Raw genomic sequence first — 26787 nt, 5'->3', positions numbered from 1 at the left:
AAACTTAATTTTACATATATAGAAATATACATAAAAAAAGATGAGCTTCTGCTCATCTCAAAGGGGTTAGATTATTCTTACTTTGGGGAAAGTAGAATAAAGGTAAAAGTTAACTAACGTTAACTTTGTCTTTTTTGCATATCACTACTGAGCATAAAAAAATCAGAAAACCATAGCCTTCTGAACTAACTTTAAATATGTACTTTATACCCAATATGTAATTTATGAGTTAATTTTAACTCTTATAATAAAAATTGTCAATAATATATCAAAAAAACATTTTTTAAATTTATATAATTAAACAGATTTATGTTTCTATATAGATGATATGATACAATAACTATGGAATTTATTTTTATGTATTTAACTTACAGTAAAAATAATAAATTTAAAGTGTATGAATAGTTACTTTTTAAGAGGGAAAATATGAAAACATCAATTTTAATAGCATTAATAGAAAAAACAAGTCTTATTGTTGTATTATTTCTTCTGATAACAAAGTCAAAAACGTTTAAGCAAATATTTCAAAAAGAAGAATACAGTTTTAATGATTTGGTATGTATAGCATTAGTTTTTACCTTTTTGGCTATATTTGGTACTTACAATGGTATAAATTATATGGGTTCAATAGTAAATACCAGAATAATATCTATAGTATCAGGAGGTGTTTTATTTGGACCAATGGTAGGTATTACAGCAGGGGTTCTTTCTGGTATTCATAGATACTTTATGGATATTGGAGGTATAACATCTGTCCCATGTCTTTTATCAAGTATCCTAGCAGGTGTATTGTCTGGATTTCTATACAAGAGGATACCAAAACAACATAGAGTAATATATGGCATACTGGTAGGTATGGTTTCTGAAAGTTTTACTATACTACTTATATATTTAATATCGCATCCACATTCTTTAGCGATTCAAATAATTGGTGGAATATATTTGCCTTTAATTGTTGGACAGATTGGAATAGGATTTGTTATATCCATAGTTGAGGGGATTGAAAAAGATAAAAAGGATATAGAAGCAAGAAATAAAGCAGAAATAAAGGCACTTCAAAGACAGATTAATCCTCATTTTTTATTTAATTCCTTAAACACAATAGCTTCATTTATAAGATTCAGTCCAGATAAAGCCAGAGAACTAATAATAAATTTATCAACTTATTTAAGATATAATCTGGAATATAGTGATAATTTAATAGATATAAATAAAGAAGTTGAGCAGGTCAAATCTTTTGTAGAGATAGAAAAGGCTAGATTTGGAGAATTATTAACTGTATCTTATGATATAGATGATGTAAATATAAAGATTCCAAGTTTGATTATACAACCATTGGTGGAAAATGCAATAATACATGGGATTTTAGAAAGTGGTAGAGCTGGTACAGTAAAAATATCTATAAAAAAATTACAATATTCATTAGAAAATACTGTAAGAATATCAATTGAAGATGATGGTATAGGTATAAGTGAGGAAATCATAAATAATGTATATCAAGATAATATGCCTGAAAATAAGATTGGGCTTTATAATGTGCATTTAAGACTCAAATTAATGTATGGAAATGGGCTTAATATGAGAAGAACTGACAATGGGACTTTGATAGTATTTTATGTAAAGGAGTAGTAGGATGAGAGCTATAATAGTGGAAGATGAGTTTCCAGCAAGAAAGGAATTGAGATATTTTATTGAAAATAAAAGTAGCATTGAGGTAGTGAGTGAATTTACTAATGGTATAGAGGTGTTAGATTTTATTCAGGAAAATAAAATAGATGTAATTTTCTTGGATATAAATATACCTCATCTTGATGGTATATTGCTTGCAAAAACATTGAATCAATTTAAATCGAGACCTAAAATTATTTTTATAACAGCGTATGAAAATTATGCAGTTGATGCTTTTTCTTTGGGTGTATTTGATTATGTGCTTAAGCCATATTCTGAAGAGCGAATAATTTCTATGCTGAATAAGTTAGAAAAAAGTGAAATGAATAGTTCTGAACTATCTAATGATAATAATAATTTATCCAATGACAGGAAAGACATAATAAATCAAAATATAGAAGAAATAACACATAAAATTAGTCTTTGGAAAGGTGACAAACTGGTTGTAATAGATATTGATGATATATATTATTGTGAAGCCAATGAAAGGCAGACATTCATATATACAGAGAAAGAAAAGTTTATATTAAAAGAAGGAATTTCAGAAGTAGAAACTATGGTAAATGATAAAGCTTTTTTTAGAACACATAGGTCTTATATCGTAAATTTAAGCAAAGTAAAAGAAATTATACCATGGTTTAATAATACATACATATTAAAATTAAAAAATAGTGATTATGAGGTAACTGTAAGTAGAAGCAAAGTAAAAGAATTTAGGTTATTGATGCATATATAAAGTCATTTCATGTACTTAAATATGCACTTAATGTAATTAACATTTATATTAGCATAAAAAAGTATTACTATTTGAACTGGAAATAGTTTTCTTAAACTTATAAAAATTTATAAAGCAATTATACAAAAAACTAAGGGGATGAATTTATGGTAAGTTTTTTAGGTTCAATAGTAGTACTTATAGCAGGGTATTTTATCTATGGTACATTTGTAGAAAAGGTTTTTGGAATCAATGATAAAAATCAAACTCCAGCTATAGCTTGTAGAGATGGAGTAGATTATGTTCCAATGAAATGGAAGAGAATCTTTTTAATTCAATTTTTAAATATCGCAGGATTAGGACCTATATTTGGTGCTATACAAGGAGCATTATTTGGACCATCAGCATTTTTATGGATTGTATTTGGAACAATCTTTGCAGGTGGAGTACATGATTTTGCTTCTGGATATTTATCAATGAAGAATAAAGGTACATCTGCATCAGAGCTGGTAGGTCTTTATTTAGGTAATGGTGCAAAAATAGCAATGAGAATATTTAGTGTTATTCTTCTAGTACTGGTTGGAGTTGTGTTTGTAACAGGTCCAGCAGGATTATTAAAAACATTGACAGGTATAAATACGCAAATATGGGTTGGGGTGATAATTCTTTATTATATTATGGCTACTGTTTTACCAATAGACAAATTAATTGGTAAAATATATCCTGTATTTGGAGCTGCTTTGTTAATTATGGCAGTAGGTGTAGCAGGAGGATTAATAATAAAGGGATATAACATACCAAATATAAATTTACAAAATATGAATCCAAATGGAACACCTTTATTTCCATACTTATTTATAACAATAGCATGTGGAGCAATATCAGGTTTCCATGCAACACAATCACCACTTATGGCAAGATGTGTTGAAAAAGAGAGTGAAGCAAGACCTGTATTTTATGGGTCAATGGTTGCAGAAGGTATAATAGCTTTAGTTTGGGCAGCAGCAGCTATGTCATATTTCCATGGTATACCTCAACTTAATGTAATATTTAATGATGGTGGAGCAGCAACAGTTGTAAATACAGTGTCTGTTGGATTGATGGGTCCTATTGGAGGGGCTTTGGCTATACTTGGAGTTGTAGCATGTCCTATAACTTCTGGAGATACAGCATTTAGAAGTGCTAGATTAACAATAGCAGATGCAATGAATTATAATCAAGATGCAGTTAAAAATAGATTTTTAATAGCTTTACCATTGTTTGCAGTTGGTGTTGCTCTTACATTTATAGATTTTAATATAATTTGGAGATATTTCTCTTGGGCAAATCAGACACTAGCTATGATAATGTTGTGGACTGGTTCTGCATATTTGGTTAAAGCAAATAAAAATCATTATATAACTACATTACCAGCACTTTTTATGACTGTAGTTACATTTAGTTACATAATGCAGGCAAAAGAAGGTTTTAGATTGCCAGTTAATATATCTAATGGAATAGGTATTGTTGTTGCAATAATCCTGGGACTTTTATTCTTTAAAAAGGCTAAAGATATCAAAGAACAAAATAGTCATAAATTGGCAAGTTAGAGAAATGTTTATTATAAAAAATTAAAAATTTATATTTAAATTATGTTCAAAAAATTGTAGGTAAATTTAAAATTTACCTACAATTTTTTTTATCAAATCTTATTTTTTACTGTATGTTTAATTTAGTTTTCCACATACTATTTTTATGATATAAATATGAAAATAGAGGTGTTGAAAATGGATACTAAAAAATATAAAGATAGATTATTAAAGGAAAAAGAAAAATTAACTAATTTAGTAGTAGATATGAAAGACAATACTTTATTTGGAGATACGACTAAACATACAAGCGAAAAGTATTCATCAGGAGAGCTATCTAGTTATGATAATCATATAGGAGATATGGGAACAGATGTATATATGCAAAATATGCAAAATAGCTTAATAAATCATGAAGAAGGAAGAATGTATCAAATAGATTTAGCCTTATCTAAAATAGAAGATGGAACGTATGGGATTTGTGACTTATGTCATAAAAAAATAGATTTAGAAAGATTGGATATATTACCAGATACAAATTTATGTAATAGTTGTGCTAATAAGAATGATGATTTATTAGGAGATGCAAGTGAAAATCCTGAAGTTGAAAATACTAATTTTTATTCTGAATACTTGACTGATTTGACTGATTTAAATAAAAATGAATTATTGAAAGACTAAAAACTGACATCACATATTATTCAAGTGAATTGGAAAAGAGGTAATGACATGAAAAAGGTAATATGGGGTATATGTATATGTTTATTATCACTAGTAGGTGTGTATACATATAATCATAATCAAGATAACTTAAAAGAAACTTATAGTTTGAGTGATAGTAAAATCAGTGATTATGAAGATGTGATAATAAAAAAAGGAAATGATGATGAAAAGGTTATAGCTTTGACCTTTGATGATGGTCCAGATGAGGTCTTTACACCACAAGTACTTGATATACTAAAGAAAAATGATGTGAAGGCAACTTTTTTTGTGGTTGGAGAAAAGGTAGAATATAATAAAAAATTATTAAAAAGACAGTATGATGAGGGACACGAGATAGGGAATCATACGTTCACACATATAAATGTTGCAAAAAATAGTTATGGTAAGGTAGAAAAAGAAATAACAGACACACAAAATGCTGTAAAAAATGTAATTGGAGTAGAACCCAAAATATTTAGACCTCCATATAGAGCCATGAGTAAGAGTGTTTGTGATATTATAGTTTCTAAGCGTATGAACATAATTCTATGGTCAAACTTAGACCCTAGAGATTGGTCTAATCCCGGGGTGGGAAGTATTATAAATACTATTCTTACAAAAGTTCAAAATGGTAATATAATACTTTTACATGATTATAATAATAAAAGAAATGATAAGTCACAAACTATACAAGCCTTAGAAGTAGTAATACCTAAATTAAAAGAAAAAGGATATAAATTTGTAACAATATCAGAACTTATAGCTCACTTAGATAAAAATGAACAAGTACAAAAATAAAAAATACTTATTAAAATATTAATGATGTTTGTATTGCAAATTTACAAGCATCATTAATATTTTAAGATAGTTGCTCTTTGGAGTATTTTTTTTGTATAATAGTAATAGCGTGTTTCAAATAAAATTGATTTTTAAATAATTTATAGGGGGAAAAATAATTGCTATATGTATTAATAATAATTCTACTTATAGGATTAGACCAACTGTCTAAAATATGGGTATTGAATAATTTGGTAGATGTATCAACAATACCAATAATAAATAATGTATTTCATTTAACTTATGTAGAAAATAGAGGTGCAGCATTTGGATTACTACAAAATAACCAATGGATATTTATAATAGTTGCATTACTTGCAACAGTATTTGGATTATATTATCTTAATACAAGAAAAGTACATATATTTGGTAAGCTGGGTATTATATTAATAATATCAGGAGCATTAGGAAATCTAGTTGATAGAGTTAGACTGGGTTTTGTAGTAGATTATTTCGACTTTAGGATTATATGGGAATATGTATTTAATATAGCAGATGTATTTGTAGTTGTAGGAACTGTATTTTTATGCATATATGTTTTATTTTTTGAAAGTAAAAGTAGGTGATTTAATGGATGAAGTAAAAGAGTTTTTGGTACTTGAAGAAGAAGAAGAGATTAGACTTGATGTTTATCTAGCAGAGCAACTAGGTGATATGTCACGAAGTTATATACAAAAAATTATAAAAGATGGTAAAGTAAAGGTTAATGATAAGGTAGAAAAGGCTAAGTATCTAGTTAAAGAAGACGATAATATTGTTATAGAGATACCAGAACCTAAAGTTTTAGAAGTTGTAGCTCAAGATATTCCAATAGATATTGTATATGAAGATGATGATGTTTTGATAATAAACAAACCTCAAGACATGGTTGTTCATCCGGCTCCTGGAAATTATGAAAATACATTGGTAAATGGGATTTTATACCATTGTAAAGATAAATTATCATCAATAAATGGTGTTATTAGACCAGGTATAGTTCATAGGATAGACAAAGATACTTCTGGTCTTCTTATGATAGCTAAGAATAATTATGCACATAATTTTTTAGCAGAACAATTAAAGGAACATACTATAACTAGAGAGTATGAATTTATATGTTATGGTGTGGTTAAAGAAGATAAAATAACTGTAGACAAGCCTATAGGAAGAAACCCTAAAGATAGGCTAAAAATGGCTATAGTAAAAGATGGTAGAAATGCAACTACGCATTTTGAAGTAGTAGAAAGATTTGATAAATTTACTCATATGAGGGCTAGACTTGAAACTGGTAGAACTCATCAAATAAGAGTTCATGCTTTATCTATAAATCACCCGCTTTTAGGTGATAGTGTATATGGTCCAAAAGAAAATAAATTTAAATTAAAAGGACAAACTTTACATGCCAAGAAGTTAGGATTTATACATCCTACTACAAAGGAGTATATTGAATTTAATTCAGAATTACCCGAGTATTTCAAGGAAGTTATTAGAAAAATTAAATAAGAGTTTGTGTGGTACTATAAATCATTTATTTGTTTTTGTATAAGTGATAAATTTAGTGAAATTTAACTAAAATATTTTATATTAAAGTATTTTGCTTAAAAAAGCTTGAAAAATTTGAAATATAAATATATAATTTGAGTTAATGGATTATAAAAATTATCTTTAAACGATACAGAGATATCGTAAGACAATTGCTAAATTAGACTGTATATTTTTATATAAGAGCTTCTTGTCTTGTGATGAGGAGTTTTTTGTTGTTTAAATTGAAATTTTAATTAAGAATAAAATTATAAAAATTAAAAGAAAGGAGTAGACTTGTCAAAAATATATATTATATATTTGACAATAATTATGATATGGTAGAAAAAGCTCAATTAATGGATGAAAAAGCAATAGTAAGAGCAATTACTAGGATAAGTCATGAAATAATTGAAAGAAATAAAGGTGTAGAAAATCTAGTTTTAGTTGGAATAAAAACCAGAGGTGTACCAATTGCAAATAGAATTTCTAAAAGAATAGAACAAATAGAAGGAACAAAAGTGGATACAGGAGATATTGATATAACCTTGTATAGAGATGATTTGGAAAAAATTGATGTGGAACCTGTAGTTAAGGGAACGTATTTAGACTTTAATGTAAATGATAAGACTGTGGTTCTAGTTGATGATGTTTTGTATACAGGAAGAACTGTGAGAGCAGCGCTGGATGCTATTATTGATATAGGAAGACCTAAGTCAATACAATTGGCAGTATTAGTGGATAGAGGACATAGAGAGTTGCCTATAAGAGCAGATTATGTAGGAAAAAATGTACCTACTTCTAGACATGAAATTATATCTGTTAGTTTACTAGAAATTGATGGAGAAGATTCAGTTACAATCAAAGAATAATAATTTTAATATATTGTATAAAAGCTTAGCATTGAATAGTCAGGGAGGAGGATAAAGCTTACATAGATTGCACAAAATAAATATTATAATTTTATGTATGTGTGTCTTAATGTAGTCTTTATTCTCCTTTATTTGAGTTTTAAATGTCGTAAAATGTAAAAAAAGATAAGTTTTATGATAAGTATATAGAGATTAAAAAATAGAATCTAGGGAATGATAATTAATTAAAAGATATTAATTAAACAGAGGATTTATTTATATATAATAATTTTGGAGGTTTTTATGAAAAAAACGATAATGTCTTTACAGCATCTATTAGCCATGTTTGGAGCGACGGTATTAGTTCCCATTTTGACAGGCTTCAATCCGTCAGTTGCGATTTTCTGTGCTGGTGTTGGTACATTGATATTTCATTTTTGTACAGAAGGAAAAGTACCTGCCTTTTTAGGTTCAAGTTTTGCATTTATACCAGTTATACTGGCTGCTAAAGAGGCATATGGTGGAGACTTAGCATATGCTCAAGGTGGTATAATAGTAGCAGGATTAATTTATATTATAATGTCAATTATAGTAAAAGTAGTTGGAGTAAATAAAATTAAATTGTATTTTCCAGCACAAGTTACAGGAGCTATGATAGTAGTTATAGGATTAAATTTATTGCCAACAGCTTTTAGTATGGCTTCAGCAAATTTTGTAATAGCATTTATAACTTTAGCAATAGCAATTTTAACTAATAAATTTGGTAGAGGATTTATAAAGCAATTAGGAATATTAATAGCTGTTTTTTCTGGCTATATAATATGTTTAATATTAAATTTAGTAGATGTAACTACAATTACAGAAGCAAGTTTATTTGCAATACCTAATTTTACAATACCTAAGTTTAGCTTGGGAGCAATTGTAATTATATCTCCAGTTGTATTAGCTGTATTTATGGAACATATAGGAGATATGACTACTAATGGAGCTGTAGTTGGTAAAAACTTTATAGAAAATCCAGGTTTAAACAGAACTTTACTTGGAGATGGATTTGCAACTATAGTTGCAGGTTGTTTAGGTGGACCAGCTAATACAACTTATGGAGAAAATACAGCTGTACTTGCTATAACTAAAAACTATGACCCTTCAATACTTAGACGTACAGCAGTCTTTGCTATATTACTTGCTTGTGTAGGTAAGTTTGGAGGATTTCTTCAAAGTATACCAAGCTCAGTTATGGGTGGAATTAGTATAATGCTATTTTCAATGATAACTTATGTGGGATTAAAAACTATAAGAGATAGTTCTTGTGTAGAAAGTAAAATCAATTTGTTAATAATAGCAGTTATATTACTAATAGGTCTTGGAACAACATACCTGTCTAATAAAGGTATATCCATAGGGATACCAATAACAAGTACAGTAAAGATAACAGGTCTTAGCTTAGCTGCAATTGTTGGAATTGTATTAAATAGAATTTTAAATAATAAGGATTTTAAAGTTGAAGAATAGTAAATAATGACTTGTGTAATTTTAAATAATTAAATTTATATAGACATTTATAATTAATGTTGATATAATGGTTAAAAATAAATGAAAGAAAGGGCAAGGTAACTGGGACAATGAGAATATAATCTATTTTTTATAATTTAAAGTATTGTAATTTTTGAAAAGTCTATTTTGGTGGCTTTATTTACGATGCTTAAATTAAGGAGAGTAGATTATAGTCTATACGTTTGTTTGTTATGCCTATTTATGTAAATCTCTCCTTATATTTAAGTGTGTTAAGGAGGGATTTTTTTATGTTGTTAGTAAAAGTAGAAAATTTAAAGAAATATTATTCTGATAGATTAATTTTAGATATAGATAAGTTTGAAGTGTCAGAAGGTGAGAAAATAGGTCTAGTTGGTTCAAATGGTCAAGGAAAAACAACTTTATTAAAGGCAATATTAGGTGAAATAGAAATAGATGAAGGTCATATTCATCTTACAGATAGCTATTCTTATATAAGTCAAAGTGAGAATAACATTGAAATGTGTAGTAATAGTAAAGAAAAGAGTATTTTAAATGCTCCAGATAGATTTGAAGAGTACTTATCAGGAGGTGAAAAAATCAAGCTAAAGATAGCAGATGCGCTAAGTGATAAGAAAAGTATATTAATAGCTGATGAACCAACTTCAAACTTAGATAAAAAAAGTATTGGTATTTTAGAAAATATGTTTAAAAGGTATGAAGGTGCATTATTATTAATATCTCATGACAGACGTTTCTTAGATGAGTTATGTACAACTATAGTGGAGTTAGAGGATGGAAAATTAAAAGCTTACAAAGGTAATTACACTGATTATTTAATGCAAAAAGATGAAGAAGTAAAAAGAGCTGATTTTGAGTATCAGGAATATGTTAAAGAGAAAAAAAGACTTGAAAAAGCTCTTTTATACAAAAAAGCTTTAAGTGATGGTGTAAGAAAAACTCCAAAACGAATGGGTAATTCAGAGGCCAGATTACACAAAATGGGTGGGCAAACTAATAAGAAAAAATTAGACTCAAATGTGAAGGCTATAAAAAGTAGAATTGATAATCTTGAGATAAAGAATAAACCTAAGGTCTCCACTGAAATGAAGATTAAGATTCAAGATGGTATGGAGATAATTAGCAAAAACTTAGTAGAGATAAAAGATATGACTTTAAATCTAGGAAATAAATGTCTACTAGATAATGTTTCTTTTAAAATAAAAAGAGGCAAAAAAATAGCTTTATTAGGTGAGAATGGATGTGGAAAAAGTACTCTGATAAAAGAAATATTAAGTAATAAAAATGACTGTATAAAAATAAATAACAAGGTAAATATAGGTTATTTCGACCAACATCAAAATATCTTAGATGAAGAAAATAGTGTTTTATACAACATTAAGGTTAATAGTTCATTTGATGAGTCTTTTATAAGAATAAATTTAAATTTATTTGGATTTAATGGTGATGATGTCTACAAAAAGGTAAAAGTACTAAGTGGTGGAGAAAAAGTAAAAGTAGCACTATGTAAAATAATATTGGAAGATAACAACTTTTTAGTGTTTGATGAACCAACAAACTACTTAGATATAAAATCTATGGAAGCACTAGAAAAGGCATTGATAAATACTGATAAAACTATGCTTATAGTATCTCATGATAGAATATTTACATCACATATTTGTAACTACATTATGGAAATAAAAAATAATAAAATAAGAGAGTTTGATTGTTCTTATGATGAATATATAATCAATAGAAATAAAAAAACTCCGAGTAGAGAAAACAAAACTAAAAAAGAAAATCTTTTAGTATTAGAAAATAGACTTACAAATATTATCTCTATGTTGTCTATAGAAAAAGATAATATAAAGAAAGAACATTATGAATCAGAATATAATGAGTTGTTAAAGCAAATCAGTAAAATAAAAAATAGTTTGTTAGAAGATTAAATGTATCTTCATCATTTTAACAATGAAAAAGAGGCTATCCCTATTTTGAGATAGCCTTTTTTCATTTGACAGACAATGTATAATTATTTGATATCAAATCTTGTATTTAATTTAAAATTTATTCTGATTTAACTTTAAGCTTGGCTACCATTTCTTCTTCGGGAGTAACATAAATAGTACTATTAGTCTCATAAATAACCATCCCTGGTTTAGAACCACTAGGTTTTTTTACATTTTTTCTTTTAGTATAGTCTATAGGTACCTGAGAAGAAAGCTTTGACTTACTAAAAAATGCTGCTAGCATTGCCCCTTCAAATATAGTGTTATCAGGAACTTCTTTACCAGCACATTTTATTATTACATGAGAGCCAGGAATATTCTTTGTGTGCATCCACAAGTCATCATTATCAGCAAGTCTTAGTGTAAGATAGTCATTCTGTTTATTATTTTTACCAACTAAAATCTTAAATCCATCAGAAGAAATAAACTCATGAGGTTTTGTAGAAGGAATAGTATCTTTTTTACTGTTCTTCTTTTGAGCCTTGATATAACCAACCTTAGCAAGTTCTTCTTTTATATCTTGTAATTCAGCTAAATTTTCGCAGTTTTCAATACTTAAAATTATATTTTCTAAGTAATCTATTTCTTCCTTATTTAATGAAATCTGATGAGATATTTCAACTTTAGCATGTTTCATTTTATTATACTTTTTAAAATATTTCTGAGCATTTTCAGATGGTGTCAGGTTTTTATTTAATTCTATAGTTACATTCTTACAATTTTCATCATAAAAATTAGCAACTTCAATACTCTCCATACCTTTTTCTACCATATAGATATATGAAGTAATCAACTCTCCTTTTACCTTGTAAATATCTGCATTTTCAGACTCTGATAATTCTTCCTCTTGTTTTTTTAGTTTATTATAAAGTCTATCGAGTTTAACTGATATACTCTTCTTTAAGTCAGATGAACGTTGATTAATTCTATCCTTAATATCTTTAGTTCTATAAAAATCTTCTAGAATACGAGACATACTATCTTTATTGATATATGATAAATCACTAAATAATGTAAGATTTACACAACTGAAATCTACTACTTTATCCACTTTTTTATCTATAACAATACAAGGTGAGTATTTGCTAGCATTTATAGCACTGAACAAACTACAAAATTCTTTGTATAAAGAATCAAACTGTTCACTAGTTACATCCTTTATAGAAGTACTTTGATTTATATTTGCTCGGTAACAGATTTCTTTTGCTATAGTAGGGCTTATGCCTAGAAATTTAGAATATATAGACTTAAAAATAGGTCCTTCAAATTCATTCAAGTTATTAATAAACAAATCTTTAGATATACTCTCAAGAGGGTTAAGTTTATCTTGTTTTGGTGGCAACGAATAGCTATGAGCAGGTAAAACCTGACGCACTCTACTTATGCTAAGAGGTACTCTTTTTATTGAATCTATAATTTTGTCATCTTCATCATGAGTTATTATTATGTTGCTGTGTCTTCCCATAATTTCAATCATAATATTTTTAGTTGTCTTTTCTTTTAGTTCATCCAAAGATTCAATACTTATCTTTATTATTCTTTCAAAACCTATTTGAGAAATTTCTACTATGTTACCACCTTGTATGTATTTTCTAAGTAACATACAAAACATAGGTGCTTTTAGAGGGTTTTCTTTTTGATAATTACTTGTAAGATAGACTCTAGGATTTGAAGCACTTGCACTTAAGACCAATCTAAAATTTTCTTTATTATTTCTTATATTAAAAATTACCTCATCGTCTTCAGGTTGATGTATTTTATCTATTTTACCACCTGTAAGTTTTGATGATAATTCATCTACTATTGAATGTATAACTAATCCATCTAATGCCATATATAGCACCCCTTTCTTTGACCAAAATAGTCAGTAAATTAATTATACACATAATATATGCTTTGTGACTAGGGGAAATTTAAACAAGATAGTAATATTTAAATTGAATAATTATTTATGCTTATTATGAAAGGAAATACTATATTTTAAAATTAATAATTTAAAGTTGATTAAATGTAAAATAAATATAGTATAATTATTGTGTAAAGTATAAGTTATTATATATAAGCTTTAAAAAATAAATCAATTTTAAAGTGTAATAGTATATAAATTATGAAAGAAGGTTGAAAAAATGAAATTTATTGATTTAAGAAGTGATACTGTTACTATGCCTACTGATGAAATGAGAGAAGCTATGGCAAAGGCTCCTGTTGGAGATTCAATCTTTAGGGATGACCCAACTGTAAATAAACTTGAAGAATTAGCAGCAGCTAAAGTTGGAAAAGAAGATGCTATTTTTCTTCCAAGTGGAACTTTTGGAAATCAACTAGCTTTATTTACTCACTGTCTAAGAGGACAAGAAATCATTATTGGTAAAGGTTATCATATTGTAACTCATGAAGTTGGAGCACCTGCTGTAATAGCTGGAGTTCAACTTAGAACTATAGATGAAGATGAAAATGGAGCTCTTAATCCTGAACTTGTTGAAAAGGCAATTAGAAGAGATGACATACATGAACCACAAACAGGTCTTATATGTGTGGAAAATGCGTATTCAGGCGGAACTGTTGTGAGCCTTGAAAATTTAAAAGAGATTAAAAAGATAGCTGAGAAACACAACTTACCAGTACATCTTGATGGAGCAAGATTATTTAATGCTGCCTTAACTTTAGGTATAGAAGCTAAAGAAATGGCAAAGTATTGTGATAGTGTTATGTTCTGTGTATCAAAAGGTTTAGCTGCACCAATGGGCTCTATACTTGCTGGAAGTAAAGAATTTATAGCAAAAGCTAGAAGAAAGCAAAAAGTTATGGGTGGTGGAATGAGACAAGTTGGTATAGTTGCAGCTGCTGGTATCATTGCCATTGAAAAAATGACATTAAGATTAAATGAAGACCACGAAAATGCAAAGTATTTAGCCTGTGAATTAAATAAAATAGATGGCATTGAAGTAAACAACATTAATCCAGATATAAGCATGGTATTCTTTAAAATGAGTGAAGATGTTATAAAAGAGGATGTTTTAATAAAAGAACTTTTTGACAGAAATATAAAAATTAATAAAATGGAAAATGGTGAGTATAGATTTGTAACTCATGTAGATATTACGAAAGAAGATTTAGACTATGTTTTAAAAACACTTAAAGAGTTAATAGGTGTATGTTAATATAAATCTAAAAAAGAGAATTATAGATAGTTATTAGAAATTTAATTATAAAATTCATAGATAGTTTAAATAAAACATACATAAAATTCATATAGAAATATTATTATATAAACATAGAAAGAACTAGCTTAAAAACATAATATAATTACCCTAATTGTAATGGCAACTCTCCCTCACATCCTCAAATTATAGTTGTCATTACAAAACTTTTCCCATAAATTATAAGTTTATGGGAATTTTTTTATGTTATAATAGTTTAAGTGTTAATTTACAAAGGAGCGATACTTATGAAATTTTGGAAACTACATGGAATAGGTAATGATTTTATTGCAGTAGATGGAAGATTCGACAATATAGATTCATCAAATTATACTGCTTTAGCAAAAAAAGTATGCCATAGAAGATTTTCTGTAGGAGCGGATGGCTTATTAGTCGTAAAAGATTCAAAAGTTGCAGATGTAGAAATGGTATATTACAATTCTGATGGCTCAAGAGCAGCCATGTGTGGAAATGGTCTTAGATGTTTTTGTAAATTTGTTTATGATAATGGAATAGTAAAAAAAGAAAATTTTACAGTAGATACATTGGATGGCATTAAAGATATAAAAATAAATCTTACAAATGGTGAAATAAATTCCATAAGAGTTAATATGGGAAAAGGAAGTTTTATAGCTAAAGATGTTCCAGTATCTACAGATAGAGAGCGTTTTGTACAAGAAAGTATAAAAGTTCTAGATAGGGATTTTATGCTTACTTCTATGTTGATGGGGGTTCCCCATACAGTAGTTATAGTAGATGAGCTAGATGTAGATGATGTTTGTAAATATGGAAAAGAGATTGAAAATAATAAAATATTTCCTGAAAAAACGAATGTAAATTTTGTAAAGGTAGAAGATAAGTATAATATACATGTTTACACTTGGGAGAGAGGTTGTGGATATACTTTAGGATGTGGGACTGGTATGACTGCATCAGCAATAGTATGCAATTTACTTAACATGGTAGAAAGTAGAGTAAATGTAACTTCTCAAGGAGGAACAGTTAAAATAGATGTAGGAGAGTTCTCTTATATGACAGGTCCAGCAGTAAAAATATGTGAAGGTGTTTTGGAGGATTAATTAATGGCTATAAGTATGACTGGTTTTGGAAGAGGGGAATACAAAGATGACAATTATTATTTTTTAGTGGAATGTAAAACAATAAATCATAAGTATTCAGATATAAATATACGTCTTCCAAGAAAAATTTCATTTTTAGAGGATAAAGTTAGAAATTTAGTAAAAAATTATGTAAAAAGAGGAAGAGTAGATTTATACATAAAATTTGACTTATTAGGCAAAGAAGATGTAAACTTAAACTTTGATGAAGGACTAGCTTCTCAATATATAGAGATACTAAAAGGAATAAAAAATAAATTCGATATTATAGATGATATTAGTGTTATGAATGTTGCAAGGTTTCCTGATATTGTAAAAATAGAAGAAAAAGAAGATGATGAAGATTTATTATGGTCAATGTTGAATCAAGCTGTTGAAGATGCATTAATAAAATTAAAAGAAATGAGAAGCGAAGAAGGTAAAAAATTAGCAGAAGATATTACTATGAGATGTGATTTATTAAAAACTCATATAGAAGAAATTGAAAAATATTCAAGTAGTGTTGTAGAAGATTATAGAGAAAAATTGAATTTGAGAATAAGTGAATTATTGGATGACCCAAGCATAATGGATGAGAATAGATTAGCACAAGAAGTTGCAATATATGCAGATAAAAGCAGTATAACAGAAGAAATAGTTAGATTTAAAAGTCATATAGGTCAACTTAAAAACACTATATTTAAAGATGATTCTATAGGTAGAAAAATAGATTTCTTAATACAAGAGATGAACAGAGAGACTAATACTATAGGCTCAAAGTCATCTGATATAAATATAACTAATTTAGTAGTGGAAGTAAAAAGTGAATTAGAAAAAATAAGAGAACAAATACAAAATATAGAGTAAGAATACAATATTAGAAGGGGAATGCTTAAATGTTTGCGAAAAAAGGATTATTGCTAGTTGTATCAGGACCATCAGGTGCAGGAAAAGGTACTATTTGCAAAGAACTACTTAAAGAAAATGATACAATAAAACTTTCTGTATCAGCTACTACAAGAAAACCAAGGACTGGAGAAGTTGATGGAGTAAATTATTTTTTCATAAGTAAGGAAAAATTTGAAGAAATGATAAAAAAAGGTGAGTTTTTGGAGTATGCTCAAATTTATGATAACTTTTATGGAACTCCAAAAGCAGCAATAATGGAATGTTTAGAAAAAGGGCAGGATGTGCTATTAGAGATTGAAATGCAAGGAGCAAAACAAATAAAAGAAGTTTGCCCAGAGGGAGTATTTATATTTGTACTACCACCATCACTTGAAGAACTAAAAAATAGAATTGTTGGAAGAGGTACAGAAACAGAATCTGAAATAGAAAAGAGATTTAGTTGTGCATATGAAGAGATTAAAATGATTAAGGATTATGATTATTTTATATTTAATGAAGATGTAAAAACATCTGCTAAAGAAATAGAAGGTATAATATCATCTGAAAAGAATAAAGTTAGCAGATATAAAAATATTATAATAGAGAAATTCAAGGAGGAATTATAATTATGTTAAAACCATCTATCAATGAGGTACTAGAAAAAATAGACAACAGATACTATTTAGTAGGGACTGTTTCAAAGAGAGCAAGAAAATTAATTGATGGAGAAGAACCATACGTTTCAAATAAAGCTAAAGAGAAGCCTGTATGTGTAGCCACTAAGGAAGTTGCAAGTGGAAAAATAACATATAGATTGTTAACAGAAGAAGAAATCGAGATAGAAGAAGCTAGACACCACGCTGAGCAACACAAACAAATTTCAGAAGAGGAGTAAGGTCATGCTAAAAGATAAAACTGTTGTAATTGGCATAAGCGGCGGAATAGCTGCATATAAAGCTTGTGATGTTGTAAGTAAGTTAAAAAAACTAAATGCAAATATCCATGTTATAATGACAAAATCGGCAACAGAATTTGTTAAACCACTTACACTTCAATCGCTAAGTCAAAATTATGTAGTAGAAGATATGTTTGAAGAACCAAAGACTTGGGCAGTTGAGCATATATCATTAGCAAAAAAGGCAGATTTATTCTTAATAGTGCCAGCAAGTGCAAATATTATAGGAAAAATTGCAAATGGTATAGCTGATGATATGTTGACAACTACTGTTATGGCAACTAAAGCACAAGTTTTGATAGCACCAGCTATGAATACTAATATGTATGAAAATCCAATTGTCCAAAAAAATATTCAAACTTTAAAGGACTTCGGGTATAAATTTATTGAACCAGAAAGTGGAAGACTTGCATGTGGAGATATTGGATCAGGTAAATTGGCTAATCCAGATGTAATAGTGGAAGAAGTCTTAGCTAATATGACTAAAGAACAAGACTTAAAAGGTCAAAGTATTATAGTTACAGCTGGTCCAACTGTAGAAAGTATAGACCCAGTAAGATATTTAACTAATAGGTCTTCTGGGAAAATGGGATATTCTATAGCAAGAGAAGCTATATATAGAGGCGCTGATGTAACATTAATATCAGGTCCTACAAATCTTTCTATCCCACAAAACCTTAAAAAATTTGTAAAAATAGAGTCAGCACAGGATTTGTATGAAGCAGTAGTATCAAATCTAAGTGAAAATAAAATAGTAATTCAAAGTGCAGCAGTTGCAGATTACAAACCAAAGACATATTCTGACAAAAAGATTAAAAAGAAGAATGATGATTTATCAATAGAACTAAGTAGGAATTATGATATTGCTTATGAAATAGGAAAAATAAAAGAAGACAGGATATTAGTAGGATTTGCAGCTGAAACTAACGACCTTATAGAACATGCCAAAGGAAAAATAAAAAAGAAAAATCTAGATTTTATTGTGGCAAATGATTTAACTAAAGAAGGTGCTGGTTTTAGAACTGACACTAACATTGTAAAAATAATAGATGTAGAAGGAAATATTACTGAGTATCCTAAAATGAAAAAAGAAGAAGTAGCTAATGTTATTTTAAATAAAATTAAAGTGTTACTTGAGAAATAAGAACTTTTTTAAATATGATATTTGTGTATTTTATCACAGCTAAAGTAGCTGAAAGCTGCAATTTAATTTTAGCGAGTAAAAACTCGCAAATGTCAGTTAAATTGTAGTTTTCAGCATTTATTTTGCCATAAAGTATAAAATATAATTAATAGTTAACTATTAAGATATAATTAATATTATTAATGACTTGAAATTTTTTATAAATACTGAGATTTTTGACATTTTGTAAAATATATTAGAATATGAACAGTAGATTAAATTTAAGTAGAGGTTTTACAATGAAAAAATATGCAAAGGTAATAGTGAGAAGTAATACTATATACACAGATAATTTATTTACATATCAAATTCCTGTATTTTTATCGGAATCTATAAGAATTGGACATAGAATATTAGTTCCATTTGGAAGGGGTAATAAACCAACAGAAGCCTTTGTATTTCAATTTACAGATAATTTAGAAGAAAAAATAAAGACAAAAGAAATAATTGATGTATTAGATGAGAATCCAATATTTAGAGAAGAAGACTTGGAATTGGTTTATTGGATGAAAAATAGATATTTGTGCACTTATATAGAATGTATAAATTTAATATATCCAAAAGGATACAAATTAAATAATTATAAGGTAATATTATTAGGTGAAAATTTAATTGAGTTAAACGAAGCTCAATTAAAGGAAAAGATATTGACCTTAAGTGATAAAAATAGAGAAATAGTAGAAAAAGTAATTGATAGTAAAGGAAAAATTAAGGTTGATAAGTTAAAATATATACCAAATCTAAATAGTTCTTTGTACACGATGAATAAAAATGGAATTATAAAGTTATGTTGGGAATACAAAAACCACAAAAATGAAAAGAAAGTATGTTATATATCTTTGAGCTTGGAAAGTGATAAAATTGATGATTATATAGAACAAAATAAAATAAATGTGGGAAGCAAGCAAAAAGAGATATTAAGTTTTCTTAAAAATAATGAAAATGTAGAGATAAATGATTTATTAGACTTATTAAATGCTTCAAGACAAAGTATAACTTCTTTAAATAAAAAAAAGTTAATAACATTAGAGTTTAAGGATTATTATAGAGAACCAAAAAGTATTTACAAATCTACATCAAAAAGTATAAAATTAAACAATGAGCAACAACAAGCGGTTGATGAGATAAAGTCGAATATGTTTGTGGATGATAAAAAACCATACTTAATTCATGGTGTAACAGGAAGTGGAAAAACTGAAGTTTATATGGAAATAATAGAATTTGCATTAAATCAAGGTTTAGATAGTATATTTTTAGTTCCTGAAATAGCATTAACTCCTCAAACAATAGATAGGTTGAAGAGTAGATTTGGTGATTTAGTAGGAGTGTTTCACAGTAAACTATCTGAAGGGGAAAAGCACGATGTCTATAAAGCTGTAAAAGCAGGTAGAATAAGAATTTTAATTGGAGCTAGGTCAGCTATATTTGCACCTTTTAATTCTTTAGGACTTATAATAATTGATGAATTTCATGAGTCATCATATAAGTCTGAGAAGAATCCAAAATTTAATGCCATAGAGGTAGCTAGATTTATGGCATTAAAAAATAATTTAACTCTTATTTTAGGTTCAGCTACTCCTTCAATTGAAGAATATTATAAAGCAAAATCTGGAGAATACAAACTCATAAATATAAAAAATAGAGCAAATGATAAACCTCTTCCTAATATTGAAGTTGTAGACATGAAAGAAGAACTGAATAAGGGAAATAGGAGTATATTCAGTTTTAAACTACAAAAAGAAATAAGTTGTGCAATTGAAGAGCATAGTCAAGTTATACTATTCTTAAATAGAAGAGGTTATGCAAATTTTGTATCTTGTAGAAAGTGTGGGTATGTGTTCCAATGTGAAAATTGTGATATATCTTTAACTTATCATAAGAAAAGTAACACTGGAAGATGTCACTATTGTGGTTATGAGAAAGAAATCCCAAAGGAGTGTCCTGAGTGTAAAAGTCATTATGTTAAACCTTTTGGAGTTGGTACTCAAAAGATTGAGGAAGAATTAAAAAGCATTTTTCCAGATGTAAGAACATTACGAATGGATAAGGATACAACTTCAAAAAAAGGTGCTTTAGATGAAATACTAAATAAATTTAAAGATAAAGAAGCAGATGTACTTATTGGGACGCAGATGTTAAGTAAAGGGTTAGATTTTGATAATGTAACTTTAGTGGGTATTTTATCTGCAGATATGATATTAAATTTTCCAGACTTTAAAAGTTTTGAAACTACATTTCAGTTGATAACTCAAGTCTCTGGAAGAGCGGGGAGAGCTGATAAAGAGGGAAAAGTAGTACTTCAGACCTATGACACTGAACACTATGCTATTAAGCATGCTATTGAATATGATTATGAGGGTTTTTATGAAGATGAGATAAAAATAAGAAAAGCGTTTGGATATTCTCCTTTTAATAACATGTTGAGTGTAGTTGTTAGTGGGGAAAATGAAAGGTTAGTAATAAAAAATATAAAAAATATGCATGCATCATTGATTTATTTATTAGAAAAAAGGGGTATAAATGATTTAGGATTTATATTAGGTCCAAACCCATGTTCAATATCAAAAATAAATCAAAATTATCGATGGCAGATACTCTTTAAAGATGAAAATATTGAAATTAATCTGTTAAAGGGTATAATAAAATATATATGTATAACAAAACGAGATTTGATATTTGATAAGGATATCAATGTATCTATAGATATTAATCCAAACAGTGTATTATAAATTTAGGAGGAAATATAATGGCTTTAAGACAAATAGTTCAAATAGGAGAACCAGTATTAAGAAAGAAATCAAAAAAGGTTGAAAAAATTGATGAAAAAATAATACAATTATTAGATGATATGGCAGAAACTATGTATGATGCTGATGGTGTTGGATTAGCTGCACCTCAAGTTGGAATTTTAAAAAGAGCAGTAGTAATAGATATTGGAGAAGAACTTATAGAACTTATAAATCCTGAAATAATAGAAACATCTGGAGAGCAAATAGATGAGGAAGGATGTTTAAGTGTTGTTGGAGAAGCTGGAGATGTTAGAAGACCAAATTATGTAAAAGTTAGAGCTTTAAATAGAAATGGTGAAACTATAGAGCTAGAAGGGGAAGAACTTTTAGCTAGAGCATTTTGTCATGAGATAGACCATTTAGATGGAATTTTATTTGTTGACAGAATAGAAAAGTAGTAGGAGTTGATTTAATGAAAATAGTATTTATGGGGACACCTGATATAGCTGTTCCTTGTTTACAAAAAATAATAGATGAAAAGTATGATATATTAGGTGTTGTAACTCAGCCAGACAAACCAAAAGGAAGAGGTAAAAAACTGGGAATGAGTCCAGTAAAAGAGCTTGCAATTGAAAATAATATACCTGTATATCAACCAATCAAAGCTAGAGATGAAGAATTTATAGATACAATGAAATCTCTAAATCCAGATGTAGTAGTAGTTGTAGCTTTTGGACAGATACTTCCAAAAGAGATACTAGAAATTCCTAAACTTGGATGTATAAATGTTCATGTGTCTTTACTTCCAAAATATAGAGGTGCTGCACCTATAAATTGGGTAATAATAAACGGTGAGGAAAAGACTGGTGTTACAACTATGTACATGGATGAAGGTTTAGATACTGGAGACATGATATTAAAAACAGAAGTAAATCTTGATGAAAATATAACAGCAGGAGAACTTCATGATAAAATGATGAATATGGGTGCAGAAACTTTAAAGGAAACATTAAAGTTAATTGAAGAAGGCACTGCACCAAGAGAGGTGCAAAACCATGAAGAATTTTCTTATGCCCCAATAATGAATAAATCATTAGGAAATATAGATTTTTCAAAAAATGCTATGGAAATACACAATTTAATTAGAGGTGTAAATCCATGGCCAAGTGCTTATACTACTTATAATGGTGTTACAATGAAAATTTGGAAAACTAAAGTATTAGATGAAAAAAGTACAAAAAATGCAGGTACAATAATTGATGTAAATAAAGATGGTATAAAAGTTAGTACTAAAGATAAGGTACTTTTAATTGAAGAAATTCAGATGCCAAATAAAAAGAGAATGTTGGTTGGTGAATATATAAAAGGGAATACTATAGAAACTGGTTTAGTATTGGGTTAGGTGAAAACTATGACAGATATAAGGAAGTATTTAACAAGTGTTGGGATTTTAATTTTAATATTAGGGATTTTAATAGGAGTTGTAAACTTTTTTATAATGAGTTTAACTCAAATATTTTCTTTAGCAATAAATATTATAATAATATCACTAATACTTATAATACTATGTTCAACAATAATTACTTATAGAGTAATTAAAGGTAAGAATGTTAACTCAAATATAATGAAAATAAACTTTAAGATTGCCAGTTGCTTATTTCCTATTGTATCTTTCATTGCATCATCATTTGGTATGTCAAAAAGTGAGATTAGAAGGATATATATAAAGTTAAATAATGAATATATATACAGTAATAAATATAATTTTAATCCAGAGGATATAATAATTTTAATACCTCATTGTATTCAAGAGAATAGTTGTAAATTAAAAGTTACTAATGATATAGATAATTGTAAAGAATGTGGAAGATGCAACATAGGAGAATTAACTAAGTTAAAGAAGAAAAGTAAAGTAAAAATTTTTGTAGCTACAGGTGGAACTTTAGCTAGAAAGATTATAATAGACAATAAACCTAAAGCTGTTATAGCTGTTGCATGTGAAAGAGATTTAACATCTGGAATACAAGATATAAAAAAAATTCCTGTTTTAGGTGTATTTAACAAAAGACCTAATGGACCTTGTGTAAATACTAATGTAGATATGATAGATATTGAAAAAGCTATAGATTTTTTAACAGGAAAACAAACTAACTTGTAATTAAACTGTTTTTAAGCTATATGAATATTAAGAGGATGTGTAAAAATATATTTTAGGAGAGTGTTATTTATGTACCCTGTATATGGCGGGTTTTGGGGATTTGACCCTACGATGATTATATTAATTCCAGCTATACTATTCACTGCATATGCGCAATTTAAAGTGAGTTCAACAACAAATAAGTATTTGAGAGTAAAAACACGTCGAGGATATACTGGAGAACAAACAGCAAGAAGAGTACTTGATTCAAATGGTCTATATGATGTAAGTATAGAAATGGTTAGAGGTCATTTAAGTGACCACTATGACCCAAGAAGAAAGGTAGTAAGGTTATCAGAAGATGTATATTATGGTTCTTCTATAACTTCTGTTGCAGTAGCTGCACATGAGTGTGGTCATGCAATGCAGCATGCTAAAGGTTATGCTCCTCTTCAAATAAGAAGTAGCTTAGTGCCAGTAGTAAATTTTGCATCAAGTATATCTTGGTTTCTAATATTTATAGGATTTATTATGGCTGGTCCATTTTTAAAAATTGGGATACTATTGTTTTCAGCTTCAGTATTATTTCAGATAATAACATTACCTGTAGAATTTAATGCTTCAAGTAGAGCAATTGTTCAACTTGGAAATTTAGGGATTATAGATGAAAGTGAGTCAAGACAAAGTAGAAAAGTACTTTCAGCAGCTGCTTTAACATATGTTGCAGCAGCATTGGTTTCAATACTTCAATTACTTAGATTGTTACTAATAGCTCAAAGAAGAGATGACTAAAAGTAAAGTGGGTTGTTTAGAAACAACCCTTTTTTATGTTTAATAAAAGGGAGAAATTTATATGGACGCAAGAGAAATTGGATTTAAAGTATTATGCGATATAGAGAAAAACAATAACTATTCAAATATTGCAATAAACAAACATTTTAAAAACTTAGAAATAAGTGATATGGATAGAGGACTTGCAACAGAATTAATCTATGGAGTAATAGAAAATAAGTATTATTTAGATTACATAATCAATAAACTTTCAAAAATAAAAGTAAAAAAAATGTCAACTTATGTTAAAATCTTTTTAAGAATGGGAACATATCAAATTTTATTTTTGGATAGTATATCAGATTATGCAGCAGTTAATGAAACTGTAAAATTAGCTAAGAAATACGATAAAAAATCTTCTGGTTTCATAAATGCTATTCTTAGAAATGAAATAAGAAGTAAAGATACTATAATGGACATAACTGAGGAAGATAGTGTAAAATACCTATCTATAAAGTATTCTTATAATTCTTGGATTATAAAAAATTGGATGGATAATTTTGGACAAGAATTTACTGAAGATTTATTGGAAGCAAACAATGAAAAGCCGAGTATCTATATAAGAACAAATACACTTAAAACAAGTAGAGAAGAACTTATTGAAAAATTAAATGCAATGGGTATTGTATGTTTTAAAGTTCCTATGGTAGAAGAAGCTATTAAAGTCGAAAAAATGAAGAATATAGAAAAAAATGAATTATTTAAGGCTGGTTTATTTACAATTCAAGATATAAGTTCTATGATAGTAGGGAAAGTAATTAATCCAAAAGAAGATTCATCTGTTTTGGATGTATGTAGTGCTCCTGGTGGAAAATCTACTCACTTAGCTACTTTGATGAATAATACTGGTAAAGTAATAGCTAGAGACATTTTTGACCATAAATTAAAGCTTATAAAAGCTACTGTAAATAGGCTAGGTATTAAAAATGTATATGTAGAAAAGTTTGATGCTTCTGAAATTGATGAAAATAGTATAAGTAAATTCGATTATGTTTTGGCAGATGTTCCTTGTTCTGGCCTTGGCATAATAAGACGTAAGCCAGAAATTAAGTACAAGAAAGAAGAAGAATTAAAAGATATTACTTCTATACAAAAGCAAATTTTAGAAAATGCATCAAAGTATGTTAAGATTGGTGGAAATTTAGTATATAGTACATGTACAATTCAAGATGTGGAAAATATAAATATAATTACTTCTTTTATTGAAGACAATAATAATTTTGAATTAACTCCAATTGATACAATAAATGTAGACTTGGATAATCAAGATAAAGGATATTTAAAGATATATCCTAATATTCATGGAATAGATGGTTTTTTCATAGCAAAATTAAAGAGAATAAGGTAGTGAAGATAATGGAAAAGAAAAAGGTAGTATTAAAAAATTTTACTGAAGATGAACTTAAAGAATTTATGAAAACTATAGATGAAAAGCCTTTTAGAGGAAGTCAAATATTTGCCTGGATATATAAGGGTGCAAAAACTTTTGATGATATGAATAATATACCAAAAAGTTTGAGAAATAAATTAGAGGAAGTCTCATGTATAGGACATATAGATATAGAATTAAAATTAGAGTCTAAAGTAGATGGTACAAAAAAATATTTGTTTTTATTAGATGATGGAAATATAATAGAAACTGTGATGATGGATTATGATAGTAGGGTTACTGTCTGTATTTCTAATCAAGTGGGTTGTAGAATGGGATGTAATTTCTGTGCATCTACAATGGATGGATTGATTAGAAATTTAGAACCTTGGGAGATTTTAGACCAAGTTATTAAAATTCAAGAAGATACTGGAAAGAGAGTATCAAATCTTGTATTGATGGGAAGTGGCGAGCCACTTGATAATTTTGAAAACACAAAACAATTTTTAAAGATAATTAATGAAAAAAATGGACTTAATATAGGGTATAGACACATAACTCTTTCAACTTGTGGGATAGTACCTAAAATGTATGAATTGGCAGACTTAAAAATAGCTATAAATTTAGCTTTATCACTTCATTCACCATATGACGAAGAAAGGCGAAAAATTATGCCTGTAGCCAATGCTTACTCCATTAAAGAAATATTGGATGCATGTAGATATTATATAAAAAAGACGAATAGAAGGGTCACATTTGAATATTCTCTTATAAAAGGAGTAAATGACTCAGAACAAGAAGCAAGGGCATTAGCTAAGCTCCTAAAAGGTATGCTTTGCCATGTGAATTTAATTCCAATAAATAAAGTCGAAGAAAGAGAATATGAAAAGCCTGATAAAGCATTTATTTATAAGTTTAGGGATAGTTTAGAGAAAAATAATATACCTGCCACAGTTAGAATGTCTATGGGTTCTGATATTAGTGGAGCTTGTGGGCAATTGAGAAGAAAATACAAGTAATTTGTAAGGAGGAA

General features: G+C 28.0%; 24 protein-coding genes. 23 read left to right on the top strand and 1 reads right to left on the bottom strand.

What is annotated here, in order from left to right:
• Positions 1-426: 426 nt before the first annotated feature.
• From KGF38_RS05545 to cplR, 10 genes are all read left to right on the top strand, one after another.
• On the top strand, positions 427-1629 hold the full coding sequence (locus tag KGF38_RS05545) for a sensor histidine kinase (protein WP_054277260.1): 1203 nt from the start codon (positions 427-429) through the stop codon (positions 1627-1629).
• Between the two features lie 4 nt (positions 1630-1633).
• On the top strand, positions 1634-2404 hold the full coding sequence (locus KGF38_RS05540) for a LytR/AlgR family response regulator transcription factor (protein WP_074178487.1): 771 nt from the start codon (positions 1634-1636) through the stop codon (positions 2402-2404).
• A gap of 146 nt (positions 2405-2550) precedes the next feature.
• Entirely contained in the window at positions 2551-3972 is a 1422-nt protein-coding gene (locus tag KGF38_RS05535; protein WP_054271179.1) for a carbon starvation protein A, read from the top strand.
• 177 nt (positions 3973-4149) lie between these two features.
• Positions 4150-4632 (top strand): TraR/DksA C4-type zinc finger protein, encoded by a 483-nt coding sequence (locus tag KGF38_RS05530; protein ID WP_054271178.1) that lies wholly within the window; start codon positions 4150-4152, stop codon positions 4630-4632.
• A 48-nt stretch (positions 4633-4680) separates the two neighbouring features.
• Positions 4681-5451 carry a polysaccharide deacetylase family protein gene (locus KGF38_RS05525; protein ID WP_054277258.1) on the top strand — a complete coding sequence of 257 codons (771 nt, stop codon included), beginning with the start codon at positions 4681-4683 and terminating at the stop codon, positions 5449-5451.
• A 158-nt stretch (positions 5452-5609) separates the two neighbouring features.
• On the top strand, positions 5610-6056 hold the full coding sequence (gene lspA / locus KGF38_RS05520; protein ID WP_054271176.1) for a signal peptidase II: 447 nt from the start codon (positions 5610-5612) through the stop codon (positions 6054-6056).
• Positions 6025-6972: an RluA family pseudouridine synthase gene (locus tag KGF38_RS05515; RefSeq protein ID WP_054271175.1), complete on the top strand. Its 948-nt coding sequence runs from the start codon at positions 6025-6027 to the stop codon at positions 6970-6972. The genes lspA and KGF38_RS05515 overlap by 32 nt, the downstream gene beginning before the upstream one ends.
• 356 nt (positions 6973-7328) lie before the next feature.
• The gene (gene pyrR / locus KGF38_RS05510) at positions 7329-7862 is read left to right on the top strand and encodes a bifunctional pyr operon transcriptional regulator/uracil phosphoribosyltransferase PyrR (protein WP_054277257.1); all 534 of its coding nucleotides are present in this window, start codon (positions 7329-7331) and stop codon (positions 7860-7862) included.
• 282 nt (positions 7863-8144) lie between these two features.
• On the top strand, positions 8145-9353 hold the full coding sequence (locus KGF38_RS05505; protein WP_054271173.1) for a uracil-xanthine permease family protein: 1209 nt from the start codon (positions 8145-8147) through the stop codon (positions 9351-9353).
• A 290-nt stretch (positions 9354-9643) separates the two neighbouring features.
• A complete protein-coding gene (gene cplR, locus KGF38_RS05500) occupies positions 9644-11305 on the top strand; it encodes an ABC-F type ribosomal protection protein CplR (RefSeq protein ID WP_074178485.1) in 1662 nt (553 codons plus the stop codon).
• A 118-nt stretch (positions 11306-11423) separates the two neighbouring features.
• Here cplR and KGF38_RS05495 read toward each other — a convergent pair whose 3' ends face one another.
• A complete protein-coding gene (locus KGF38_RS05495; protein WP_074178484.1) occupies positions 11424-13199 on the bottom strand; it encodes an NFACT family protein in 1776 nt (591 codons plus the stop codon).
• 292 nt (positions 13200-13491) lie between these two features.
• Here KGF38_RS05495 and ltaE point away from each other — a divergent pair, with 292 nt between their 5' ends.
• The 13 genes from ltaE (at position 13492) to rlmN (ending at position 26773) form a co-directional block, all read left to right on the top strand.
• On the top strand, positions 13492-14526 hold the full coding sequence (ltaE, locus tag KGF38_RS05490; protein WP_054277255.1) for a low-specificity L-threonine aldolase: 1035 nt from the start codon (positions 13492-13494) through the stop codon (positions 14524-14526).
• A gap of 287 nt (positions 14527-14813) precedes the next feature.
• The gene (gene dapF, locus KGF38_RS05485; protein ID WP_079770230.1) at positions 14814-15644 is read left to right on the top strand and encodes a diaminopimelate epimerase; all 831 of its coding nucleotides are present in this window, start codon (positions 14814-14816) and stop codon (positions 15642-15644) included.
• Positions 15645-15647: 3 nt separating this feature from the next.
• Entirely contained in the window at positions 15648-16529 is an 882-nt protein-coding gene (locus tag KGF38_RS05480) for a YicC/YloC family endoribonuclease (RefSeq protein WP_054277253.1), read from the top strand.
• A gap of 29 nt (positions 16530-16558) precedes the next feature.
• Positions 16559-17176 (top strand): guanylate kinase, encoded by a 618-nt coding sequence (gmk, locus tag KGF38_RS05475; RefSeq protein WP_054271167.1) that lies wholly within the window; start codon positions 16559-16561, stop codon positions 17174-17176.
• A 2-nt stretch (positions 17177-17178) separates the two neighbouring features.
• Positions 17179-17445 (top strand): DNA-directed RNA polymerase subunit omega, encoded by a 267-nt coding sequence (gene rpoZ, locus KGF38_RS05470; RefSeq protein ID WP_021385513.1) that lies wholly within the window; start codon positions 17179-17181, stop codon positions 17443-17445.
• 4 nt (positions 17446-17449) lie between these two features.
• Entirely contained in the window at positions 17450-18649 is a 1200-nt protein-coding gene (gene coaBC / locus KGF38_RS05465) for a bifunctional phosphopantothenoylcysteine decarboxylase/phosphopantothenate--cysteine ligase CoaBC (protein ID WP_074178483.1), read from the top strand.
• A gap of 278 nt (positions 18650-18927) precedes the next feature.
• Positions 18928-21417: a primosomal protein N' gene (gene priA, locus KGF38_RS05460; RefSeq protein ID WP_054271165.1), complete on the top strand. Its 2490-nt coding sequence runs from the start codon at positions 18928-18930 to the stop codon at positions 21415-21417.
• A gap of 17 nt (positions 21418-21434) precedes the next feature.
• Complete coding sequence (gene def, locus KGF38_RS05455; protein ID WP_074178482.1) at positions 21435-21875, top strand: peptide deformylase; 441 nt, start codon at positions 21435-21437, stop codon at positions 21873-21875.
• A gap of 14 nt (positions 21876-21889) precedes the next feature.
• Positions 21890-22819 (top strand): methionyl-tRNA formyltransferase, encoded by a 930-nt coding sequence (fmt, locus tag KGF38_RS05450; RefSeq protein ID WP_074178481.1) that lies wholly within the window; start codon positions 21890-21892, stop codon positions 22817-22819.
• Between the two features lie 9 nt (positions 22820-22828).
• Positions 22829-23575, top strand: a complete 747-nt coding sequence (locus KGF38_RS05445; RefSeq protein WP_074178480.1) for a DUF116 domain-containing protein — start codon at positions 22829-22831, stop codon at positions 23573-23575.
• 69 nt (positions 23576-23644) lie between these two features.
• The gene (locus tag KGF38_RS05440; RefSeq protein WP_054271161.1) at positions 23645-24346 is read left to right on the top strand and encodes a zinc metallopeptidase; all 702 of its coding nucleotides are present in this window, start codon (positions 23645-23647) and stop codon (positions 24344-24346) included.
• 61 nt (positions 24347-24407) lie between these two features.
• Complete coding sequence (gene rsmB / locus KGF38_RS05435) at positions 24408-25733, top strand: 16S rRNA (cytosine(967)-C(5))-methyltransferase RsmB (RefSeq protein ID WP_074178479.1); 1326 nt, start codon at positions 24408-24410, stop codon at positions 25731-25733.
• An 8-nt stretch (positions 25734-25741) separates the two neighbouring features.
• On the top strand, positions 25742-26773 hold the full coding sequence (gene rlmN / locus KGF38_RS05430; protein ID WP_074178555.1) for a 23S rRNA (adenine(2503)-C(2))-methyltransferase RlmN: 1032 nt from the start codon (positions 25742-25744) through the stop codon (positions 26771-26773).
• Positions 26774-26787: the final 14 nt, after the last annotated feature.

This window comes from Clostridioides sp. ZZV14-6387 (assembly GCF_020657835.1).
Taxonomy (GTDB): Bacteria; Bacillota; Clostridia; order Peptostreptococcales; family Peptostreptococcaceae; genus Clostridioides; species Clostridioides difficile_A.
This window is presented reverse-complemented; position numbering and strand designations above follow the sequence as displayed.

Excerpts from the sequence above, each read along its gene's own strand:
- KGF38_RS05505 (WP_054271173.1), top strand. The coding sequence starts at position 8,145 with ATGAAAAAAACGATAATGTCTTTACAGCATCTATTAGCCATGTTTGGA.
- KGF38_RS05445 (WP_074178480.1), top strand. The coding sequence starts at position 22,829 with ATGACAGATATAAGGAAGTATTTAACAAGTGTTGGGATTTTAATTTTA.
- KGF38_RS05515 (WP_054271175.1), top strand. The coding sequence starts at position 6,025 with ATGTTTTATTTTTTGAAAGTAAAAGTAGGTGATTTAATGGATGAAGTA.
- ltaE (WP_054277255.1), top strand. The coding sequence starts at position 13,492 with ATGAAATTTATTGATTTAAGAAGTGATACTGTTACTATGCCTACTGAT.
- KGF38_RS05440 (WP_054271161.1), top strand. The coding sequence starts at position 23,645 with ATGTACCCTGTATATGGCGGGTTTTGGGGATTTGACCCTACGATGATT.
- def (WP_074178482.1), top strand. The coding sequence starts at position 21,435 with ATGGCTTTAAGACAAATAGTTCAAATAGGAGAACCAGTATTAAGAAAG.
- KGF38_RS05525 (WP_054277258.1), top strand. The coding sequence starts at position 4,681 with ATGAAAAAGGTAATATGGGGTATATGTATATGTTTATTATCACTAGTA.
- KGF38_RS05540 (WP_074178487.1), top strand. The coding sequence starts at position 1,634 with ATGAGAGCTATAATAGTGGAAGATGAGTTTCCAGCAAGAAAGGAATTG.
- rpoZ (WP_021385513.1), top strand. The coding sequence starts at position 17,179 with ATGTTAAAACCATCTATCAATGAGGTACTAGAAAAAATAGACAACAGA.
- rlmN (WP_074178555.1), top strand. The coding sequence starts at position 25,742 with ATGGAAAAGAAAAAGGTAGTATTAAAAAATTTTACTGAAGATGAACTT.
- KGF38_RS05530 (WP_054271178.1), top strand. The coding sequence starts at position 4,150 with ATGGATACTAAAAAATATAAAGATAGATTATTAAAGGAAAAAGAAAAA.
- KGF38_RS05535 (WP_054271179.1), top strand. The coding sequence starts at position 2,551 with ATGGTAAGTTTTTTAGGTTCAATAGTAGTACTTATAGCAGGGTATTTT.
- KGF38_RS05495 (WP_074178484.1), bottom strand. The coding sequence starts at position 13,199 with ATGGCATTAGATGGATTAGTTATACATTCAATAGTAGATGAATTATCA.
- pyrR (WP_054277257.1), top strand. The coding sequence starts at position 7,329 with ATGGTAGAAAAAGCTCAATTAATGGATGAAAAAGCAATAGTAAGAGCA.
- cplR (WP_074178485.1), top strand. The coding sequence starts at position 9,644 with ATGTTGTTAGTAAAAGTAGAAAATTTAAAGAAATATTATTCTGATAGA.
- priA (WP_054271165.1), top strand. The coding sequence starts at position 18,928 with ATGAAAAAATATGCAAAGGTAATAGTGAGAAGTAATACTATATACACA.
- rsmB (WP_074178479.1), top strand. The coding sequence starts at position 24,408 with ATGGACGCAAGAGAAATTGGATTTAAAGTATTATGCGATATAGAGAAA.
- KGF38_RS05545 (WP_054277260.1), top strand. The coding sequence starts at position 427 with ATGAAAACATCAATTTTAATAGCATTAATAGAAAAAACAAGTCTTATT.
- fmt (WP_074178481.1), top strand. The coding sequence starts at position 21,890 with ATGAAAATAGTATTTATGGGGACACCTGATATAGCTGTTCCTTGTTTA.
- KGF38_RS05480 (WP_054277253.1), top strand. The coding sequence starts at position 15,648 with ATGGCTATAAGTATGACTGGTTTTGGAAGAGGGGAATACAAAGATGAC.
- coaBC (WP_074178483.1), top strand. The coding sequence starts at position 17,450 with ATGCTAAAAGATAAAACTGTTGTAATTGGCATAAGCGGCGGAATAGCT.
- gmk (WP_054271167.1), top strand. The coding sequence starts at position 16,559 with ATGTTTGCGAAAAAAGGATTATTGCTAGTTGTATCAGGACCATCAGGT.
- dapF (WP_079770230.1), top strand. The coding sequence starts at position 14,814 with ATGAAATTTTGGAAACTACATGGAATAGGTAATGATTTTATTGCAGTA.